The sequence below is a fragment of the Subtercola sp. YIM 133946 genome, assembly GCF_036553535.1.
GTDB lineage: Bacteria > Actinomycetota > Actinomycetes > Actinomycetales > Microbacteriaceae > Subtercola.
The window spans coordinates 87,894-107,579 of record NZ_JAZHPE010000015.1 but is presented as its reverse complement, the minus strand read 5'-3'; the positions used below and the strand labels follow the sequence as shown (position 1 = coordinate 107,579).

The following is a 19,686-nucleotide window of genomic DNA, read 5'->3' as shown; positions in this document are numbered from 1 at the left end:
GAGTGTCAGACCGGTCGCTCGACCGTCTCGAAGGCCTGCCACATCGTGGCGTAGCGGCCGCCCTGCTCGAGGAGGTCGTCGTGCGAACCCACCTCGGCGATGCGGCCGTCGTGCAGCACCGCGATGCGGTCGGCCGCGCGGGCAGTCTGCAGGCGGTGCGCGATGACGATGGTCGTGCGGCCCTCGGAGACCCGCTGCATGGCGGCCGACACCCGCGCCTCGGTGGCGAGGTCGAGGTTAGAGGTCGCCTCGTCGAGCAGCAGAATGGCCGGGTCGACCAGCTGGGCCCGGGCGAGGGCGATCAGCTGGCGCTGGCCGGCCGACAGCGAGCGCCCGCGCTCGGTGAGTTCGTGCCCGTACCCACCGGGCAACTGCGCTACGAATTCGTCGGCGCCGACCGCTCGCGCGGCGGCCTCGACCTCGGCGTCGGTGGCGGTGGGGCGACCGTAGGCGATGTTCTCGTGCACGGTTCCGGTGAAGAGAAACGCCTCCTGCGGAACGTAGCCGAGCTGGCTGCGGAACGCCACGAGATCGAGGCCGCGAACATCCCGGCCGTCGATGAGAACCTGGCCCTCATCGACGTCGTAGAACCGGGCGAGCAGCTTCATCACGGTCGACTTTCCGGCGCCGGTCTCGCCGACGAGTGCCAGGGTCTCGCGCGGCGCGATGTGCAGGTCGATGCCCCGGAGGGCCTCGGGCGGTTTCGTGAAGGCGGCGTCTTCGCTCACGATCGGGCGGGCATCCGACGGCCCGAGCGCCGGCGTCGAACGACCACCGGGTCGTTCGAGGGGGGCCGACGGATAGGCGAAGCGCACGTTCGCCAGGGTCAGCGCCCCCTGCAGCCGGCCCGGGTCGACCGGATGCTCGGCCTCGGGTGTCAACGTCTTCAGCGCCATCAGGTCAGAGATGCGGCCGACCGAGACCCTCGTCTGCTGCCACGAGTCGAACACCTGCGACAGCTGCTGAATGGGCGAGAAGAACATGTCGATGTACAGGATGAACGCGATGAGCGCACCCGACGAGAGCTGGCCCGAGGCGATCAGCCCTGCGCCCACGCCGAGCACGATCACGTCGGCCACCCCGGAGAGGAACTGAACGAACGGAAAGTAGGTCGCCACCAGTCGCTGCGCCGCCACCCGCGATTCGAGATAGCTGCGGCCGAGCCCGTGGAACCTGGCCTTCGTCGCGGTCTCGTGCACGAAGGCCTGCGACTCGCGCACGCCCGACAGGCTCTCCTGGAAGTCGGCGTTCACGATCGCGATGCGCTCACGCGATACGTCGTAGAGCCGTGACGACCGATGCCGGAACCAGACGGTCGCGATGGCCAGCGGCACCACCACGGTGAGCGTGCAGAGCCCGAGCTCGAAGTTCACCGTCAGCAGCGCTGCCCCCACACCGACGAAGGTGACCACCGAGACCAGTGCCGACAGCAGCCCGTTCTGAATGAGCGACTCGAACTGGTCGACGTCGGTGGTCATGCGGGTCATCACCCGGCCGGCCATCTCGCGCTCGTAGTAGTCGAGCGACAGGCGCTGCAGCTGCGCCCAGATGCGGATGCGCAGCGACAGCATCACGCGCTGGGCGATGCGGCCCGTCACGAACGTCGACGCCACCTGGTCGAACAGGTCGGCGAGCGTCACCAGCAGATACAGAGCGGATGCCCCGAAGAGCACTGCCGCCGAGCCAGCCTGCACGCCGCTGTCGATGCCCGTCTTGACGAGCACCGGGCCGAGCAGGCCGGCGACAGCGTCGATCACCACCAGCACGAGGCCGACGGCGAGCGGGCGGCGAAACTCCTTCAGCAGCCGGGGCAGGCTGAACCTCGGGTCGTGCGCCGTCTCGTGCGCCACGTCGATGACGGGCACGTCACGCAGGGGTTCGAGTCGCGCGACGGCCTCGAGCAGTTCGGGCGTGGGCGCGAGGAACGACGCCATTCCGCGGCTGGTACCGCGGGCCCCACCGCGGCCCCCGAGCCCGGCGCCGAGGCTGCCCGGCGGCGTCGTGGTTCGCGGGCGCGCGGAATCGGCGCCGGCCGTGGCGCCGGCCCGCGGTGCGTCGTGCGACGCCCGTTGCTCGGGCTCGCCGACGGCGAACTCCCACTGCGCCTCAGCCACCGAGGTGCCGTCGGCTGTGAGGTCGGCCAGCACCTCGATGCGGCCGTCGGCCACGGCGGCCAGCGTGTCGTCGTCGAGGCCCGAGAGAAGGCCGCGGTAGGCGGAGTTGCGCTCGCGCAGCTCGTCGTGGCTGCCCTGGTCGGCCACGCGGCCGCCCGCGATGAAGGCGACACGGTCGGCGAGGTGCAGCGTCGACTCGCGGTGCGCGATCACCAGCACCGTGCGCCCGGCGAGGGTTTCGCGCAGCCCGCTGTGGATCAGTTCCTCGGTGGTGGCGTCGATGGCACTAGTGGCGTCGTCGAGAATCAGAATCGCCGGGTCGCAGAGAATCGCCCGGGCGAGCGCGATGCGCTGCCGCTGGCCGCCCGAGAGGCTGAGCCCGCGCTCGCCGACGACGGTGTCGTAGCCGCGCGGCAGCCGGGCGATGAAGGCGTCGGCCTGGGCGATGCGCGCGGCCGCCTCGATCTCGGCGTCGCTCGCGTCGGGCCGGCCGTAGGCGATGTTCGAACGCACCGAGTCGGAGAACAGAAAGCTCTCTTCGAAGACCACTCCGATTCGCCCACGCAGTGAGCCGAGCGTCGCCGCACGCACGTCGACGCCGTCGACCCTGACGCTGCCCCGTTCGGGTTCGTAGAAGCGCGAGACGAGGGCCGCGATGGTCGACTTGCCGCTGCCGCTCGCCCCCACCAGGGCCAGCCGTTCGCCGGGCGCCACGTGCAGGTCGAAGCCGTCGAGCACCGGATGCCCGGGGGAGTACCCGAAGGTCACCGCGTCGAAGTCGATGCCGCTGCCGCCCCGGTTGCGGGTGGCGGCGGGCCGGGTGACCGGGCCGGTCGCGTGCCCGGGGGTAGCGTCGGGCGAGGTCGCGTCGGCGGCGTCGAGGTCGATCGCGTCGGGAGCGTCGACGATTGCGGGCTCGCGGTCGAGCAGCTGGAAGATGCGCTCGATGCCCACCCGGGCCTGCTGGCCGATCGTGAGCACTCCGGCGAGCATGCGGGCCGGAGCCATGAGCTGCGCGACGTAGGCCGAGAAGGCGAGGAACGTACCGAGACTGAGCTGCCCGTTCAGCGCCAGCCAGCCGCCGAACGCCAGCACCGCGACCTGCGCCAGCACCGGCACGGCCTCGAGCAGCGGCTGGTACCGCGACTGGATGCGCACCGCGCGCATCTGCGAACCGTAGAGGGTGCTCGCCACGCCGACCATGCGGTCGACCTCGTGCTTCTCCCGACCGAACGCCTTCACCACGCGCACACCGTTGACGTCTTCGTCGACGATCTCGGCCACCTCGCCCTCGTGCTGCTGGGCATCCCACGTCGCCGGAAAGACGCGGCTGCGCAGACGGTATGAGATCAGCACGAGCAGAGGAGTGACGACCAGCGCCACCAGGGCGAGTGGCCACGACAGCACGAACATCACCACGAGCGAGAGCACCATCAGAATGACGTTGCCGCTCATCAGGGGCAGCATGTTCAGCAGGCTCTGCACGAGCGTCGAGTCTGAATTCGCCCGCGAGACGATCTGGCCGGTCGACATGCGGCCGAGGCTCGTGAAGTCCATGGACTGCAGGTGGTCGTGCATGTCGTTGCGAAGGTCGTTCTGCACCTCGAGGGCGACCTCGCCCCCGCGGTACCGGCGAACGTAGGCGAAGCCGAACACCGCGGCCGACAGGGCGAGCAGCAGCCCGAGCCAGGGCAGCAGGGGGGCATCCTGAACCAGAATCACGTTGTCGACGATCTGGCGCGCCACCAGCGGAATCACGACCTGGCATGCGCTGCCGAGCAGTGCGGCGCCGAGCGACAGGTAGAGGCTGCGCCGGTGTCGCAGCATGTACTGCCAGAGGCGCCGCGGCCAGCCGGGTTCGGCGGGTGGGGCGGGCTCGGCAGACATCGATCAAGTCTACGTCGGTCGTCAGGCCGACGAACGGCTTCGCGAGAACTGCGGATGCCCCGCGAAACCTGCACGAAATAGACGTGTGGCTTCATGGGAGCATGACCCCGCTCATTCTCGGCATCTTCCAGTACATCGGCCCCAACGGAACCGTCGGTTCGGCGTGGCAGCACCCCGCAGACACCTCGGCCGACTTTCTGAAGATCAGCCACTGGACGACCCTCGCGCGCACCTTCGACCAGGCCGGGCTCGACTTTCTGTTTCTCGCCGACAGCTACGGCTACCCGGCGCTGAACGGCGAACTCCTCGAAGCATCGGTGCGTGAAGGGCGCGGCATACCGCACGGCGACCCGATGCCGATCGTGACCGCGATGGCGGCGGTCACCGAGAAGCTCGGCTTCATTCTCACCACGTCGACCACCGTCGAAGCGCCTGCCGCCAATGCGCGCCGGTTCGCCACGCTCGACCACTTCACCGACGGCCGCATCGGCTGGAACATCGTCACCGGGTCGTCGGGTGCCACAGCCGCCGCGTTGATGGGCAAAGAGCTCATCTCGCACGACCTGCGCTACGACATGGCCGACGAATACGTCGACGTCAACCTCGCGCTCTGGGAGGGGTCGTGGGCTGACGACGCGCTGGTGCTCGACAAGGCGGCCGCTGTCTATGCCGACCCCGCGGGGGTGCGCCTGGTGCACTACGAGGGCCGGTACTTCGCCACCGACGGGCTGCTGAACGTACCGCCGTCGCCGCAGCGCACCCCGCTTCTGGTGCAGGCCGGGGCATCCGGTCGCGGGCGCCGGTTCGCCGGCCGCAATGCCGAGGCAGTGTTTCTCGCCGGGGGCGACCCGGCCGTCGTGCGTGCGAACATCGAGGGCATCCGCGCCGCCGCGATCGCCGAGGGGCGCGGTGCCGAGGCGATCAAGATGCTCGTGGGTGCCCTGTTCATCACGGCTCCGACTCATGACGAGGCGGTCTCGAAGTACGACGAGATGCTCGCCATGTCGACCCCCGAGGGTGCCGCGGCCATCTACGCGGGCAACACCGGAATCGACCTGCTCGCACTCGACCCCGATCTGCCGTTGCAGCAGCTCAACACCGAGATGGGCCAGAGCAACCTCGAGCGCTACCTCGGTTCTGACGGTCGGCCGGCGCCGCTGGTTCGCGACATTCTCGAGAACTTCAGAACCACGGGCATCAACGGCAGTGTGTTCGTCGGTTCGCCCGACGAGGTCGTCGACCAGGCCGAGGCGTTCATCGCCGAGACCGGAGCCGACGGGTTTCTGCTGCAACCCCACCTCACGCCGCAGACCTACGACGACTTCATCGGGCTCATCCTGCCGGTCATGCGGGCCCGTGGGCTCGCGAAGCCGGCACTCGAGGCCGAGACGCTGCGCGAACGGATGTTCGGGGCGGGCCCGCACCTGCCGCCCGACCACCACGGACGGCGCTTCGCCTTCGGCGCCTGACGCCGTCGGCCCCGGCTGGCCGCGGCGGCCGCCACCCCCGTGCAGGCACTCTCGGTCACCCCCTGCCGCGCCGCATCTCACATACCCCCGCGAAGTGGGGGTGAGGGCAACCACGAATTCACCCGGATGCTGCGTGTTCGCTGATAGGGTTTCGGCAACCGGAGCATGTGCTCTCCTCCCCTTTCAGCAAGAAGGACTTCCATGACGACAGCCAGGCCCCGGCGTGCCCAGACGTTCCGACGATTCGGGGGAGCCGCGGCCATCGTGTCGGCGGTCGCCCTGGCGACATTCGTGAGCGTTCCCGCCGCCATGGCGGCGTCGGCCGCACCGGCGGCCGCTGCACTGCCCACCGCCGGCTTGAACTACGTGGCGATCGGCGACTCGTACTCGTCGGGGCTCGGCGTCGACCCGCAGACCGATCAGCCGGTCGCGGGGTGCGGCCAGTCGTCGAACAACTACCCGCACCAGGTGGCGGCCGCGCTCGGCATGAACCTCACCGACGTGACGTGTGCTGGGGCGCAGGCGTCGAACGTGACCACCGACCCCCAGCAGACCTACAACCCCGACGGCACCCCGCTGGCGGTCGCTCCCGTGCAGCTCGACAGCCTCTCGGCCGACACCGACGTCGTCACGATCACCGTGGGCGGCAACGGACTGAAGTTCACCCAGATCGCCCTCGCCTGCGCCGCAGCCACGGCCGACGGCCCACTGCTCTTCAACAACCCGCCTGCGCCCGCCCCGCCGAACACGACCTGCGAGCCGAGCGTGTCGGCGCTGTTGACCCCGGCCTTCCAGGCTCTCGCGAAGTCGCTCGCCGACACCTACGCGGCGGTTGCGCAGGCTGCCCCGAACGCCAAGATCTTCGTGCTCGGCTACCCGAGCATCGCGCCCGACGTCATTCCGCCCGCCGGCTGCTTCTCGTCGGTGCTCACGCCGAACTCCTTCCCGTTCACCACCGCCGACACGCCCTTCCTGCACGGTGTCGAGACGAACCTCGACAACCTGGTGCAGAAGACCGCGGCCGGCGCCGGCTTCACCTACGTACCCACGTTCGCCGACTCGATCGGGCACAGCGCGTGCGCTGCGCCTGCCGACCAGTACGTGAACGGCGTGTTCGTCTCCTTCGTGACCGACCCCACCACCCACGAGACGGTTCCGCTGATCGATGAGAAGTCGCTGCACCCGAACGCCAGCGGCGTCGACTTCATGGCGGCCGAACTCGAGCCGCAGATCGAGGCCGCCTTCCCGGTCATCGACACGCCCACGCCCACCCCGACCCCGTCGGTCACGGCCACGCCCACGGTGAGCCCCACCGACACCCCCGCGCCCACCTCGTCGGCCACGGCCACGGCGGTTCCGGCAGCGCTCGCCTCCACCGGCCTATCCGAGCCGTTCATCGCGGGAGCAGGTGTGCTGGCGCTGCTCTTCCTCGGGGCGGGCATCAGCGTGGCGATCGTGCAGCGCAGGCTGGCGGCGGGCCGGCGCTGAGGTCGCGCTGAAGTCGGCGCGAACGTCGGCGCAGAAGTCGGCTCTGCCCGAGAGTCACACCCCGAAGGCTAGGCGCCGACCGCCGTGGCCCGGCCGCCCACGGCCTTGGCGCGGCGCAGACGCCGGGCCTTCGCGGCTGTGAGCACGAGCCCGGTGAGCACACCCAGCGTGGCGCCGATGGTGTTCGAGACGATGTCGCGCACGTCAGACACCCGGCCCGGAAGGAACAGCTGCGCCGTCTCGATGCCCACCGTCATGACGAAGCCCACGATGATGGCCAGCCACCACTGCCGCCGCCCGAACAGCAGCAGCAGAAACAGGCCGATGGGAAAGAACATCGCGACGTTGGCGGTGAATTCGACGCGGTCGTAGGTGATCCAGTCGAGGGAGGCGTGCCGGCCGAAGAACCGCAGCAGCTGATGCAGCAGGCCTTCAGACTTGTTGTCGAGCGGCTGTGGGCCGAGCGTCACCCAGCCCACGACGGCGAGGTAGCCGAACGTGAAGAGGCTGAGCAGCGGATGCCGACGGAACATGCATCAAGAATGCCCGAATCGGCTGGGGCTTGGGTGAATGCCCGCTGTGGGCATCCGTCGCCTCTGCGGGCTGCCCTACCCGCCGCTCGTCGGGTCTGGGGTGGGCGTCGGGGTCGCGGTGCTCGCCGGCGTGGCGGCGGTGTAGGTGTCGCTCACGAACGACTCGAACGCGGCCGAGTCGGTGGGGCTGCCGGTGTAGCTCTTGCCGTCGATGAGTACCAGCGGAACCGTGGTGAGAGCGGCGACGTCGGAGTTCGGAACGCTCGCCTTCGCCCGCGCGGTGGCGTCGCTCACCCAGTTGTCGAAGTCGTTCGAGGTGATGCACTTCGACACCGCGGCGTCGGTGACGCCGGCCTTGGTGACGAGCGCCACCAGGTCGTCGTCACTCAACCCGGCGCTCGCGATCGTCGCCTGGTCGGCGATGAGCGCGTTGTGCACCGCGAGCACCTGGTCTGGCTCGGAGTTCGCCACGCAGGCGACCGCGTTGGCGGCCCGGGTCGAGGCATCGTTGCCATCGGTGCTGTCGAGTGCGACCGGGTGGATCTCGAGGGTGGCATAGCCCTGGCCCACCCAGCCCTGCACGTTCGAGGCGTTCGTCGTCTCGAAGCTGGCCACGTCGGCGTTGGCGTAGTCGACGTACTCCACGACGCTGAGCACGCCGTTCGACGTGTCGAGCACGGTCGGGGTGGGCGACTGGCCGACCTGCAGCGCCGCCGAGGTCGCTGCCGTGGTGGTGGCGGTGCCCGACTCGGCAGAGCCCGAGAAGACGATGCCGTCGCTCGCCATGTTGGCGGGGCCGACGAGGCCGGCGCGCACGGTGTTCACGATGACTAGGGCCGCGATGGCGAGCAGGGCGACGCCGGCGGTGATGAGGCTGGTGCGCAGAATGATCGTGTTGCGCTTCTTGCGCTTGCGTTCTTCTTCGCGCTTCAGGCGGGCGAACTCACGCTGCAGGGCCTGGCGTTCTTTCTTCGGCAGGCCGCGCAACTGCTCTTCGTACACATCGACCCGCACGAATGCTCCTCATGATCACAACTGGCGTTTCCAACCTCCGACCGTAGGGCCAAAGTCTATGAATCAGCTGCGGGCGCGGTTGCGGCGCAGAATCACGACGACCGAGCCGGCCACGAGGATGGCCCCGGCCAGCAGGTAGAGCAGCTGCGCGCGGTGCACGGTCGTGAAGCACGCAGCGACCATCAACAGGTAGTCGGCCACCAGCAGGCCCGCCCACGCCGTGAGCAGCCGGTCGAGTCGCGGAACACTGCGCACGAACTGCCCGAAGCGCGCCCCCGCCGCGCGCCGCATACGCAGCACGTACACCAGGATGATCACGCCGGAGACGAGGGCGACCCCGCCGAGGAAGTCGCTCCAGATGACGCCGTACGCCGGCGATCCATCGGGCTCGCTCGCACTCGAGAACGCCACCGTCACCACGGCGAATGCCACCCACAGAATGAAGTGGATGTGCCGCAGTGCGACGGCCGCCACCGCTCGCAGATTGCGCACCGCCACCTCGGAGTCGGGGTCGGTCGACAGGATGTCGACGAACCCTGCGGCCGCGCTGCCGGCCCTGCCGCGGCGCAGCATGACGAGTGACAGGTTGTTGCGGGCGGCGGCGTGCCCGGGCTCGAGGCGCAGGGCAGAGCGGAACGACGACTCGGCGTTCGCCCAGTCGTTCTGGGCGAGGGCGACGTTGCCGGCCGTGAGGTGGGCGTCGGGTTCGAGGGGGGCCAACCGGGTCGCCTCGCGGGCGGCGTGCTGCGATTCGGGGGTGATGCGCTTCGCCGCGATGTCGACCTGCGCCACCTGGGCGTGCGTGACCCAGAGCTGCGGCGCGATGGCCTGCGCGTTGGCCGCAGCGGCGCGCGCCTCGGGGTGGTGCCCCAGCTTCGAGTACGACAACGCCACGAGGCGCCAGGCCCACTCGTTGTCGGGGGTCAGGGCCGCGGCGTGCTGGGCGGCGTCGAGCGCGCGGGCGGCGTCGCCCGACACGAGGTGCGCCTGGCTGGCGAGGCAGAGCCCGCGCTCGTCGTCGGGGTGCGAAGCCAGGTGGGGCGCGAGCGCGGCCAGGGCGTCGGCCGGTTTGCCGAGCGAGAGGTAGGTGCGCGCGTGGGTGAGTGCGGCATCCTCGTGCTTCGCCGCGTCGCTCGTCACAGGCGTTTGGCTTTCTTCAGGTAGGCCTTCAGTTCGGCGTAGGTGCCGTCGTCGTCACCGAACAGCACCACGTTGCGGGCGCTGTCGAGCCAGCTCGACGTCGAGGGCGTGACCTCGGCCAGGGCGTCTGTGACGTCTCTCATCGAGATCATGCGCACGACACCGGTGTTGGCGCTGTCGATCAGGGCTCGCTCTGCCGCCACCTCGCACACGTAGGCGATGTCGGCGCCCGAGAGGCCGGCGGATGCCCTGGCCAGCGGCTGCAGCTCGATTCCCTCGACGGGGCGGTGCTGCAGGTGGTAGCGGAAGATCGATTCGCGGGCCTCGAGGTCGGGCGGCAGCACCAGCACCGTGCGGTCGAAGCGGCCGGGGCGGCGCAGGGCCGGATCGACATCCCACGGCTGGTTGGTCGCGGCGAGCACGAAGACGCCCTCGTTCTGGTCGGCGACCCCGTCGAGCTCGGTGAGCAGCTGGTTGACGGTGCCGCGCAGAGCGCTGTTGCGCGTTTGGCTGCGGCGCTGGCCGAGCGCGTCGATCTCGTCGAAGAAGATCACGCACGGGGCTTCCCGCCGGGCCAGCTCGAACGCCTCATGCACGTTCTGCTCGCTGTTGCCGAGCATCGGGTCGAGAATGTCGGCGAGGCCGATGGTCAGGAAGTGGGCGCCGAGCTCGCCGGCGATCGCCCGGGCGATGAAGGTCTTGCCACAGCCGGGCGGGCCGTACATGAGCAGGCCGCCCTTCAGGCTCTTGGCGTACAGCTTGCGCAGGTCGGGGTTTCGCAGCGGCGCGAGGAAGGCGGCGTTCAGCCGGTCTTTGACGCTCTTCATGCCGCCGACGTCGGCCAGGGTGATCACCGAACGCTCGATGTCGAAGGCAGAGCCGGGGGCTGTGGTGGGGGTGGAGTCGACGAACATCGGCTGGGCGAGTTCGTGCACGTCGCTCTCGGCCGCGCTCCAGTCGAACTCGGGTTCGGGGGTGACGGCAGCGGCGCCGGGGGTGGCGGCAGCGGGCTCGGCTGAGGTGGGGGGCGCCGGGGTGTCGGCGGCGGGCTCGGCAGGGTGGGGCACAGCAGGGTGGGGCACCACCGGGGGTTCGCTCGGTGGTGCGGCCGCGACGGGCTCGGCCGCGACGGGCTCGGCCGCGAGAGGCTCGGCGGTGGCCGGGGCGGCGAAGGCGTCGTTCATGAGCTGCCGGGCATCCGTGTTCGCCGGTGCCAGCTGCAGGATGCTCGCCGCCTGGCTGATCGCCTCGGCGGTCGCGCCGGCCTTCAGCAGCAACTGGCCGAGCAGCAGCCGCAGGTGGATGTCGTCGGGCGTGGCCTCGACCGCGCGACGGAGGGAGCTGATCAGTGGCTCATCCATGGCGGGCACATCCATGCAGTGAGTTTAGTGCGCCGAACCTGACGCTGAGCTCGGCGTTCACCCAGTGGGGGCGAGCGACTCCAGCAGGTCGTTCGAGGGCACGAAGAAGGTGGTGCCGGTGACCGCGGTCGAGAAGTCGAGAATGCGGTCGTAGTCGCCCACCGGGTCGCCGATGAACATGCGCCGCAGCATGTGGTCGATGACCCACAGGTTCTTCGCGTAGCCGATGAAGTAGGTGCCGAACTCGCCCTGGCCGGGCCGGCCGAACGGCATGTTGTCTCGCAGGATGTCGTGCTCGACGCCCTGCTCGTCGACGATGGTGTTCAGCGCCTTGTGCGACTTGCGGGGCGCGTCGTCGTCGTCGAGTTCGACGTTGTCGGCCTTGGTGCGGCCGATGACCGCCTCCTGCTGCTCGGTGCTGAGGGTCGCCCACGCGGTGAGGTCGTGCAGGTACTTCTGCACGACGACGTAGCTGCCGCCGGCGAACTCGGGGTCTTCGTCGCCGATCAGTGCGGCATCCAGCATCGCCGACCCCGTGGGGTTCTCGGTGCCGTCGACGAAGCCGAGCAGGTCGCGCGAGTCGAAGTAGCGAAAACCCTGCACCTCGTCGACGACCGTGACGGCCGTGCTGAGCTTGCCGAGCAGCAGCCGCTCGAGCTCGAAGCACTGGTCGGCGCGCTCGGCGCGAATGTGGAACAACAGGTCGCCCGGCGTCGACACCGCTGTGTGCCTGAATCCCGGAATGGCGTGGAAGCGATCGAGCTGGGCCGGCTTCGACGCCTGCCCGAACCGGGCCCACGCGGCCGCGCCGATGCCGACGTTGCACGAGAGGTGCCCGGCGAGGTCGCGAAAGCCCACCGTTCGAACGAGCCCGCCGATGTCGCTGATCACGTCGCGCACCGTATCGACCGCACCGGCTTCGTCGTTGATGGTCACCACGAGAAAGATCGCGGCCCGCGACAGCGGTGCGTTGACGCTCTGCGGCTCGATCGGCGCACGGCCCCACGTCTGGTCATCCATGCCCACACGTTACCGTGTCGCCAGACCAGGTCGCCAAGACCGTCGTGGCCCGCCGAGGGCCAGGCTCCGGATGCTCAGCGAGCGATCGCCCGCACCGAGTTGTTGCGCGCGTCGTGCGTCAGCTCTGCCAGCCCGAGGGCCTCGAGCAGCGGCGGCAGATACATGCCGAACCGGCCCCGGTAGCCGGCGCGCAGCCCGTACCAGCCGCCGAGTGGGTTCTCGGCGGAACGGCCCCAGGCTTCGACGCTGCCGTCGGCCGCCTTCTTCTGCTCGTCGGCCGCCCCGAGCGGCACCCAGTCGCCGCGTTCGAGCAGCCAGGCGTGCAGGTCGTCGACGGCGCGGGCGTCGTAGGTGAGCTTCGTGCTGCCGACCTGGCACACCAGTATCGGTGGCACGGCTTCGTCATCGCGGTACATCGCGTAGCTCGACGAACCGGGCGCCGTGGTGAGTCGCCAGGGATCTTCTCGGGTTCCGGCGCCGTCGCTCATGCCTGCAGTATGGCATCGGCCGCGATGCGGCGGAAGTACCCGGGCTACAGGGTGGCGATGGCGCTCGAGTCGAGCGCGGCGAGCAGCGCCGCCACGTCGTCGTAGACCTCGATCGCACCGGCGTCACGCAGCTCGGCAGCACCGATGCCACCGCTCTTCACGGCAATGCAGCGCACACCGGCCTTCGACGCAGCCTCGATGTCCCACACCGTGTCGCCGACCATGATGGCGCTGCCCGGTTCGACGCCGGCCTTCTGCAGGGCGACCGTCACCACGTCGGGTTCGGGCTTTGCCGTCTCGACGTCGTCGGCAGAGGTGACCGCATAGAGCGCATCTTCGCTGTCGAGCGCCGCACGGAGCTTCTTCAGCTCGTCTTCGGGCGCCGAAGTGGCGAGTACGACCCGCACGCCGCGGGCGGCGACGGCCTGCAGCAGGGCACGGGCATCCTGGAACGGCCGCAGCTCATCGGCCAGCGAGGAGTACCGCTCGCTGTGGCCATCGCTCGCCTTCTCGCCCAGACGGTCTTTCTCGTTGCCCAACAGGGCGTCAAGGAGTTTCGACGAATCCATGCCGATACCGGCATGAATACGCCAGTCGTCGACCGGATGCCCGAGGTCGGCCAGCGCGAGGCTCCACGCGTGCACGTGCAGGTAATTCGAATCGACGAGCGTGCCGTCGATGTCGAAGAGAACGGCAGTGGGCGCGCCCTCGCCGGCTACGATACGTTCCCCACAGCGATGGGTGGCACCGTCTCGGAGAAGCTCTGGATGGCGTGCTCGAAGTCGGCGTAGTACAGCAGGTTGCGGGTCGACGACAGCTTCATGACCTCGTAGAAGCCGCCCGTCTTCTCCACATAGCCCAGAACGCATTCGGCGTTCGTCTCGGGGATGCGTCGATCGCAGATGCGCCACTCGTGGTCGGAGAGGATCGAGATGCGGATGTCGCTCGCGTGCGGTTCGTCGAGGGGCCAGCGGTTCGCCGCAGACGGAGTCGACAGGGAGCGGAGCGACGGTGCTCCGGCAGAAGCAGGGGGAGTGAGTTCGATGGTCACATCAACCTCCTTGGTTTGGTGCTTGTTATCAGGCAACCATCGGCGGTGCAGAGCGGCAAGGGCTTGACAAGGTGGCTGGCAAGGGGCTGGCAGGCGGCTGCAAACGAGACATACTGATGCCATGAGCGAGGTCGATGTCGTAGTGGTGGGCGCGGGGCCCAATGGGTTGGCGGCGGCCGTCACGATGGCCCGCGCCGGCCTGTCGGTGCGGGTCTACGAGCGGGCCGACACGGCGGGCGGGGGAGCCCGCACGGCCGAACTGACGCTGCCCGGGTACCTGCACGATGTGTGCTCTGCCGTGCATCCGATGGCCCTCGCATCAGAGTTCTTCCGCCGGTTCCAGCTGGCCTCGCGCATCGAGCTGCGTACGCCCGAACTGGCCTACGGGCATCCGCTCGACGGCGGCCGGGCCGGCCTGGCCTACCAGAGCCTCGACGAGACCGCCCGGGCGCTCGGCGTCGACGGGCCGGCATGGAGGCGGCTGTTCGAGCCGCTGGTGACGCACTGGCGCGAGCTGGCGCAGTTCACCGGAACGTCGCTGCTGCGCATTCCGCGGCACCCGACGCTGGCCGCCGGTTTCGGCCTGCGTGCCTTCGAGCAGGGCAGCCCGCTGTGGAGCCTGCGGTTCGAGAGCGACGTGGCGCCGGCCCTGCTGAGCGGGGTGCAGGCGCACTCGATCCTGCCGTTGCCGGGCCTCGCGCCGGCCGCCGCCGGGCTGGTGCTCGGCACCTACGCCCACGCCCTCGGCTGGCCGGTTCCGGTGGGCGGCAGCCAGGCGATCGTGAACGCGATGGTGGATGATCTGCTGGCCCACGGCGGCGAACTGGTCACCGGCACCGAGGTCACCTCGCTCGACGAACTGCCGACCTCGCGCGCGGTGCTGCTCGACGTGGCGCCCAAGGCCCTGCTCAGCATCGCAGGCGACCGCATTCCGGCCCGCTACGCCCGGGCCCTCGGGCGCTTCAGGTACGGCAACGCGGTGGCGAAGCTCGACCTGGCATTGAGCGACCCGGTGCCGTGGGCCAACCCCGAGCTGCGCACGGCGGGAACCGTGCACGTGGGCGGCACGCACGCCCAGATCGCGCGCAGCGAGGCCATGGTGGCGTCGGGCCGCCACGCCACTCGGCCGTACGTTCTCGTGGCGCAGCCGACGGTGGTCGACCCGTCGCGAGCGCCGGAGGGCAATCACACCCTCTGGGCGTACACGCACGTTCCGGCGCGCAGTGACGTCGACCAGAGCGAGACGATCATCGCGCAGATCGAACGGTTCGCCCCCGGCTTTCGCGACACGATCATCGCCACCAGCGGCCAGACCGCGGTTGAGGAGGAGCTGGGCAACCCCAACTACGTGGGCGGCGACATCTCGGCCGGGGCGGCGACCTTCCGCCAGCTGCTGCGGCGGCCGACGCTGTCGCGCTACCCGTGGCAGACCCCGATCGCGGGCGTGTACCTCTGCTCGTCGTCGACGCCGCCCGGGCCAGGGGTGCACGGGCTCGGCGGGTGGCACGCGGCCCGTCGCGCGCTCGCGGTCGAGTTCGGCATCCGCCGGGCGCCCGACCTGCGGCCCGGGCGTTGAGGCGGCTTCTAGACTGAGGGCATGACAGATGGCGTGACCCGCACCGCTCCCGTTCGCCGCCCCGCCCCCACCCGCACCATCGTTCTCGCCGCCGTGATCGACGTCGTGCTCGTGCTGGTGTTCGTGCTGATCGGGCGCAGCAGCCACAGCGAGGGGTTCAGCCTCGGCGGCACGCTCGTGACCTTCTGGCCCTTCCTCGTCGGGCTGATCGTGGGCTGGCTGGCGACCAGGGCGTGGCGCTACCCGCTGCGGGTCGTGCTGCCGGGCATCCCGGTGTGGCTGTTCACCGTGGTGGTCGGAATGTTCCTGCGGGTACTGAGCCTTCAGGGTGTCGAGGTGAGCTTCGTCATCGTGGCCCTCATCGTGCTGGGCGTCTTCCTGCTGGGCTGGCGGCTGATCGCACAGGCGGTCACGCGGCGATCGGGGCGTAAGAGCGGCTCTGGCTCGGCCGGTTCGGGGTCGGCCAGTTCGGGGTCGGCCGGTTCTGGCTCGGCCGGCGCAGGCGCGAGCGGCGGCGGGGTCGCCCGGTGAGCGCATTCGACGCACTGCTGCCGAAGATCGGCGTCAACATCACCCAGTTCTCGCTCATCCATGCCCTGATGGCCGGGTTCTACGACGGTGTCTTCCCGGCGCCGCAGGTGCTGGCGAAGGGCGACTTCGGCCTCGGCTGCGGGCATGCGCTCAACGGCGAGCTGGTGTTCGTCGACGGCCAGATCTTCCGCTGCACCTCTGACGGGTCGGTGAGCCCGGCCGACGAGAGCGAGCTGATTCCGTTCGCCGAGGTGGTGAACTTCGACCCGAGCATCCGCGTGCCCATCGGAGCAGCCGAGGGCGCGCCGGCCGCGTTCGACGGTGGGCCAGACGGCTCGCCTGTCACCCGAGACCAATTCGAGAGCCTCGTCGGCGGCATCATGCCGAGCCCGAACATGTTCTACGCCATCAGGGTCGACGGCGTGTTCGACCGGATGCGCGTGCGCGAGCCGATTCGGCAGCACCACCCGTTCCGGCCCCTCGTCGAGGTCATGCAGACGCAGAACGAGAGCGAACTCGGCCGAACCTCCGGCTCGCTGGTCGGATTCTGGGCGCCCCAGATCTACCAGGGCGTGAGCGTCGCCGGTTTTCACCTGCACTACCTCGACGACGACCGCGCCGTGGGCGGCCACAGCCTCGAGTACTCGATCGAGTCGGCCACGCTGTCGATGCAGGCGATCTCGAGCCTGACCCTGCGGCTGCCGCACACCGACGAGTTCGCGACGGCCGACTTCACGCAGGCCGACGCCGACCTGGCCATCCGCCGAGTCGAGAGCTCGCGCTCGTAGCGCGCGCTGGGCCCCCGTGCTCGGGCGTCACCAGGCCGAGGGCTTGTAGTCCTTCAAGAAGACCCCGCTGAGGTCTTCGCCGGCCTCGCCGCGCACGATCGGGTCGTACACCCGTGCCGCGCCGTCGACCAGGTCGAGCGGCGCGTGAAAGCCCTCTTCGGCCAGCCGCACCTTCGTCGGGTGCGGGCGCTCGTCGGTGATCCACCCCGTGTCGACGCTCGTCATCAGAATGCCGTCGGTCAGCATCTCCTTGCCGCTGGTGCGGGTGAGCATGTTGAGCGCGGCCTTCGCCATGTTGGTGTGCGGATGCCCGGGGCCCTTGTACCCGCGGGCGAACACGCCCTCCATGGCCGACACATTGACGATGTAGCTCCGGCCCGATGCCGCCGCGCTCGCCGCGGCCGCCATCACGGGCCGCAGGCGTGACACCAGCAGGAAGGGTGCCGTCGTGTTGCACAGCTGCACCTCGAGCATCTCGAGCGGGTCGACGTCTTGCACCGCCTGCGTCCAGCTGTTCTCGTGGTGAGTGTCGGGTACGAGCCCTCCGGCGTCGATCGCGGTTCCGGCCGCGAGGCGCTCGAGCGACGACGACCCGGCCGCCATCGCGAGCCCCGAGAGCTCGTCGGCGCTCAGCTCGTCGGGGGAGAGTCCGGCGTCGAGCAGCGCCGCGTCGAGCAGTGCTGAGCCCACCAGTTCGGTGTTCGCATTGACGTTCGACTGCGCGAGATCCGGCCGTGCAGCGCGCCTCAGCAGCGGGTGCGCCGCAACGGACGCAGCCAGGGCCTGGGGATGAGGATCGTCGGTGTGCCCGAACGTGATCATCTCCGGCAGCGGCCCGTCGGGTAGCGGGGCCAGCTCTGCCTCGGCCAGCGGAGCGTACGAACCGGGAGAGCGTTTCACGGTCTGCGCCGCGTTGTTGATGAGGATGTCGAGCGGCCCCGCCTCGGCCACCGTCTCGGCCAGCCCGATCACCTGGGCCGGGTCACGCAGGTCGATGCCGACGATGCGCAGCCGGTGCAGCCACTCGGCCGCGTCGGGCAGGCTCGAGAACCGGCGCACTGCGTCGCGGGGAAAGCGCGTGGTGATGGTGGTGTGCGCCCCGTCGCGCAGCAGCCGCAGGGCGATGTACATGCCGATTTTGGCGCGGCCCCCGGTGAGCAGGGCGCGCTTGCCGGTGAGGTCGGTGCGGGCATCCCGTTTCTGGTGGCTCGTCGCCGCGCAGTCGGGGCAGAGCTGGTGATAGAACGCGTCGACCTGCGTGTAGTGCTGCTTGCAGATATAGCACGGGCGAGACTTGATCAGCGTGCCGGCCGTGGGCGCGCTTGTGGTGATGGCGAGAGCGATGCCGCGGGTCTCGTCGTCGATGCGGTCGGGTGCGCCGGTGGCGGTGGCGGCCACGACGCTGCGATCGGCGGCCTGGATGGCCTCGCGCTTCTCGTCGCGGCGGCTCTTCTTGACCGACTTGAACATCTTCGCGGTGGCTCGGCGCACGGCCACGAAGTCGGGATGCTCGTCGTCGAGCTCGTGCAGGCTCGCCAGCACGCGCAACGCCACCTCGAGGTCGTCGGGTGCGATGCCGTGTGCGGTGGGGAGTGCACTCTGCGCGGGCGATTCGTTCTGATTCATGGGCCGAGCCATTCTACGCGACCGCTTCGGCCGCCCGCCCGGGTGGCTGCGCCACGCGTCGAATGTCGTAGTATCTGCGTATGGATGCAGACAAGCAGATTTGCGGACGCAAGCCCGACAGCCAATTCGTCGAACTCGCGGTCGAGATCTTCGCGATGCTCGCCGACGCCACCCGGGTGCGACTCATTCTCGCGCTGCGCGACGGCGAGCAGTCGGTCAACGCGCTCGCCGAGCTGGTCGACAAGAGCCCTGCCGCCGTTTCGCAGCACCTGGCCAAGCTTCGGCTCGCGCGCATCGTGGCCACCCGGCAGCACGGCCAGAAGGTCTACTACCGCCTCGAGAACGAGCACGCGTCGACGCTGGTCAGCGACGCCATCTTCCAGGCCGAGCACTCCCTCGGCGGCACGCCGCGCCACCACCACGCCGAGGCGGCCGAATGACCGTCGACCCGGATGCCCGGCAGCAGCCCGTCGCGCACACCCACCCCCACCCCCACCCCCACGAGCACGACGGGCACACCCACGGGCACGACGGGCACACCCACGGGCACGACGGGCATACCCACGGGCACGACGAGCAGAACGACGGGCACGACGGCCACCCCCACGAGCACGACGGGCATACCCACGGGCACGACGGGCACACCCACAGCCACCCCACGGGCATCCGCGGCTTCTTCTACGCCCTGTTCGTGCCGCACAGCCACGACGCGACCGACTCGATCGATGACGCCCTCGAGGCCAGCACGCGTGGCGTGCGGGCGCTGAAGATCAGCCTGTTCATCCTGCTCGGCACGACGCTCGTGCAGTTCGGCATCTTTCTCGCCAGCGGGTCGATCGCCCTGCTGGCCGACAGCATCCACAACTTCTCGGATGCCCTGACCGCCGTTCCGCTCTGGATCGCCTTCGTGCTCGGCCGCCGGGTCGCCACCACGCACTACACCTTCGGCTTCGGCCGCGCCGAAGACCTCGCCGGCCTCTTCATCGTCGCCGTTGTGGCCCTCTCGGCGATCGTGGCCGGCTGGGAGGCGATCATGCGGCTCCTCCACCCCGCCACCGTGTCGAACCTCGGCTGGGTGATGCTGGCCGGAGTCGTCGGATTCGCCGGAAACGAGCTCGTCGCGCTCTACCGCATCAGGGTCGGCCGGCAGATCGGTTCGGCCGCGCTCGTCGCCGACGGCGTGCACGCCCGCATCGACGGCCTCACCTCGCTCTCGGTCGTACTCGGCGCCCTCGGCGTGATGCTGGGCTTCCCGTTGGCCGACCCGATCGTGGGCCTGCTGATCTCCGTCTCGATCCTCCTCCTGCTCTGGGGAACGGTTCGGAGCATCGGGCGCCGCTTGATGGACGGCATCGAGCCGCACCTGGTGCACCGCGCCGAAGACGCCCTCGCCGAGACCCCCGGCGTGCTCAGGGTGTCGAGACTGCAGCTGCGCTGGGTCGGCCACCGCCTGCAGGGCGCCGCCGAGATCGCCCTGGCCGACACCTCGGTGGCCGACGCCGAGACCATCGTGCACCACGCCCGCCAGCAGCTGACCCGCGCCCTCCCGAACCTCGACGACATGGTGATCGCCGTCGCCCTCCACCACTCCTGAATCCGC

Annotated in this window: 17 protein-coding genes; 7 read left to right on the top strand and 10 right to left on the bottom strand. The window is 69.8% G+C overall.

Annotated features, from left to right (window positions below):
* Positions 1-5: 5 nt before the first annotated feature.
* Complete coding sequence (locus tag V3W46_RS05060) at positions 6-4,001, bottom strand: ABC transporter ATP-binding protein (protein ID WP_331782002.1); 3,996 nt, start codon at positions 3,999-4,001, stop codon at positions 6-8.
* 101 nt (positions 4,002-4,102) lie between these two features.
* Here V3W46_RS05060 and V3W46_RS05055 point away from each other — a divergent pair, with 101 nt between their 5' ends.
* Together V3W46_RS05055 and V3W46_RS05050 are read left to right on the top strand one after the other, a co-directional pair.
* On the top strand, positions 4,103-5,470 hold the full coding sequence (locus V3W46_RS05055) for an NtaA/DmoA family FMN-dependent monooxygenase (protein WP_331782001.1): 1,368 nt from the start codon (positions 4,103-4,105) through the stop codon (positions 5,468-5,470).
* 201 nt (positions 5,471-5,671) lie between these two features.
* Entirely contained in the window at positions 5,672-6,958 is a 1,287-nt protein-coding gene (locus V3W46_RS05050) for an SGNH/GDSL hydrolase family protein (protein WP_331782000.1), read from the top strand.
* Positions 6,959-7,026: 68 nt separating this feature from the next.
* Here V3W46_RS05050 and V3W46_RS05045 read toward each other — a convergent pair whose 3' ends face one another.
* The 8 genes from V3W46_RS05045 to V3W46_RS05010 all read right to left on the bottom strand — a co-directional run bounded on the left by V3W46_RS05045 (position 7,027) and on the right by V3W46_RS05010 (position 13,565).
* Positions 7,027-7,491: a VanZ family protein gene (locus V3W46_RS05045; protein ID WP_331781999.1), complete on the bottom strand. Its 465-nt coding sequence runs from the start codon at positions 7,489-7,491 to the stop codon at positions 7,027-7,029.
* Between the two features lie 75 nt (positions 7,492-7,566).
* Entirely contained in the window at positions 7,567-8,505 is a 939-nt protein-coding gene (locus V3W46_RS05040) for a DsbA family protein (protein ID WP_331781998.1), read from the bottom strand.
* 63 nt (positions 8,506-8,568) lie between these two features.
* Positions 8,569-9,645 (bottom strand): tetratricopeptide repeat protein, encoded by a 1,077-nt coding sequence (locus V3W46_RS05035; protein WP_331781997.1) that lies wholly within the window; start codon positions 9,643-9,645, stop codon positions 8,569-8,571.
* Complete coding sequence (locus tag V3W46_RS05030; RefSeq protein ID WP_331781996.1) at positions 9,642-11,021, bottom strand: ATP-binding protein; 1,380 nt, start codon at positions 11,019-11,021, stop codon at positions 9,642-9,644. Before V3W46_RS05030 ends, V3W46_RS05035 begins: the two co-directional genes overlap by 4 nt.
* Positions 11,022-11,063: 42 nt before the next feature.
* Entirely contained in the window at positions 11,064-12,026 is a 963-nt protein-coding gene (locus tag V3W46_RS05025) for a Dyp-type peroxidase (RefSeq protein ID WP_331781995.1), read from the bottom strand.
* Between the two features lie 74 nt (positions 12,027-12,100).
* On the bottom strand, positions 12,101-12,514 hold the full coding sequence (locus V3W46_RS05020) for a DUF6855 family protein (protein WP_331781994.1): 414 nt from the start codon (positions 12,512-12,514) through the stop codon (positions 12,101-12,103).
* A 44-nt stretch (positions 12,515-12,558) separates the two neighbouring features.
* Positions 12,559-13,236 (bottom strand): HAD family hydrolase, encoded by a 678-nt coding sequence (locus V3W46_RS05015; RefSeq protein WP_331782045.1) that lies wholly within the window; start codon positions 13,234-13,236, stop codon positions 12,559-12,561.
* Positions 13,230-13,565 carry a hypothetical protein gene (locus tag V3W46_RS05010; RefSeq protein WP_331781993.1) on the bottom strand — a complete coding sequence of 112 codons (336 nt, stop codon included), beginning with the start codon at positions 13,563-13,565 and terminating at the stop codon, positions 13,230-13,232. The genes V3W46_RS05015 and V3W46_RS05010 overlap by 7 nt, the downstream gene beginning before the upstream one ends.
* Positions 13,566-13,686: 121 nt before the next feature.
* Between V3W46_RS05010 and V3W46_RS05005 the strand changes: the two genes are divergently transcribed.
* Genes V3W46_RS05005 through budA form a run of 3 tightly spaced genes read left to right on the top strand, consistent with a single transcriptional unit; the run spans position 13,687 to position 16,460 of the window.
* Positions 13,687-15,141 (top strand): phytoene desaturase family protein, encoded by a 1,455-nt coding sequence (locus V3W46_RS05005; protein WP_331781992.1) that lies wholly within the window; start codon positions 13,687-13,689, stop codon positions 15,139-15,141.
* A gap of 21 nt (positions 15,142-15,162) precedes the next feature.
* A complete protein-coding gene (locus V3W46_RS05000) occupies positions 15,163-15,672 on the top strand; it encodes a DUF3054 domain-containing protein (RefSeq protein ID WP_331781991.1) in 510 nt (169 codons plus the stop codon).
* On the top strand, positions 15,669-16,460 hold the full coding sequence (budA, locus tag V3W46_RS04995; protein ID WP_331781990.1) for an acetolactate decarboxylase: 792 nt from the start codon (positions 15,669-15,671) through the stop codon (positions 16,458-16,460). Before V3W46_RS05000 ends, budA begins: the two co-directional genes overlap by 4 nt.
* Before the next feature lie 27 nt (positions 16,461-16,487).
* Here budA and V3W46_RS04990 read toward each other — a convergent pair whose 3' ends face one another.
* Positions 16,488-18,086: an SDR family NAD(P)-dependent oxidoreductase gene (locus V3W46_RS04990; protein ID WP_331781989.1), complete on the bottom strand. Its 1,599-nt coding sequence runs from the start codon at positions 18,084-18,086 to the stop codon at positions 16,488-16,490.
* Positions 18,087-18,166: 80 nt separating this feature from the next.
* Between V3W46_RS04990 and V3W46_RS04985 the strand changes: the two genes are divergently transcribed.
* Positions 18,167-18,526 carry an ArsR/SmtB family transcription factor gene (locus V3W46_RS04985; protein ID WP_331781988.1) on the top strand — a complete coding sequence of 120 codons (360 nt, stop codon included), beginning with the start codon at positions 18,167-18,169 and terminating at the stop codon, positions 18,524-18,526.
* Positions 18,523-19,680, top strand: coding sequence for a cation diffusion facilitator family transporter (locus V3W46_RS04980; RefSeq protein WP_331781987.1), 1,158 nt, complete (start codon positions 18,523-18,525; stop codon positions 19,678-19,680). The genes V3W46_RS04985 and V3W46_RS04980 overlap by 4 nt, the downstream gene beginning before the upstream one ends.
* The last annotated feature ends 6 nt before the right edge of the window (positions 19,681-19,686 follow it).

Bases quoted from the DNA above. Each gene is read 5' to 3' on its own strand.
- V3W46_RS05050 (WP_331782000.1), top strand. From the start codon at position 5,672: ATGACGACAGCCAGGCCCCGGCGTGCCCAGACGTTCCGACGATTCGGG.
- V3W46_RS05060 (WP_331782002.1), bottom strand. From the start codon at position 4,001: ATGTCTGCCGAGCCCGCCCCACCCGCCGAACCCGGCTGGCCGCGGCGC.
- V3W46_RS05055 (WP_331782001.1), top strand. From the start codon at position 4,103: ATGACCCCGCTCATTCTCGGCATCTTCCAGTACATCGGCCCCAACGGA.
- V3W46_RS05025 (WP_331781995.1), bottom strand. From the start codon at position 12,026: ATGGATGACCAGACGTGGGGCCGTGCGCCGATCGAGCCGCAGAGCGTC.
- V3W46_RS05000 (WP_331781991.1), top strand. From the start codon at position 15,163: ATGACAGATGGCGTGACCCGCACCGCTCCCGTTCGCCGCCCCGCCCCC.
- V3W46_RS04980 (WP_331781987.1), top strand. From the start codon at position 18,523: ATGACCGTCGACCCGGATGCCCGGCAGCAGCCCGTCGCGCACACCCAC.
- V3W46_RS04985 (WP_331781988.1), top strand. From the start codon at position 18,167: ATGGATGCAGACAAGCAGATTTGCGGACGCAAGCCCGACAGCCAATTC.
- V3W46_RS05005 (WP_331781992.1), top strand. From the start codon at position 13,687: ATGAGCGAGGTCGATGTCGTAGTGGTGGGCGCGGGGCCCAATGGGTTG.
- V3W46_RS05020 (WP_331781994.1), bottom strand. From the start codon at position 12,514: ATGAGCGACGGCGCCGGAACCCGAGAAGATCCCTGGCGACTCACCACG.
- V3W46_RS05030 (WP_331781996.1), bottom strand. From the start codon at position 11,021: ATGGATGTGCCCGCCATGGATGAGCCACTGATCAGCTCCCTCCGTCGC.
- V3W46_RS05045 (WP_331781999.1), bottom strand. From the start codon at position 7,491: ATGTTCCGTCGGCATCCGCTGCTCAGCCTCTTCACGTTCGGCTACCTC.
- V3W46_RS04990 (WP_331781989.1), bottom strand. From the start codon at position 18,086: ATGAATCAGAACGAATCGCCCGCGCAGAGTGCACTCCCCACCGCACAC.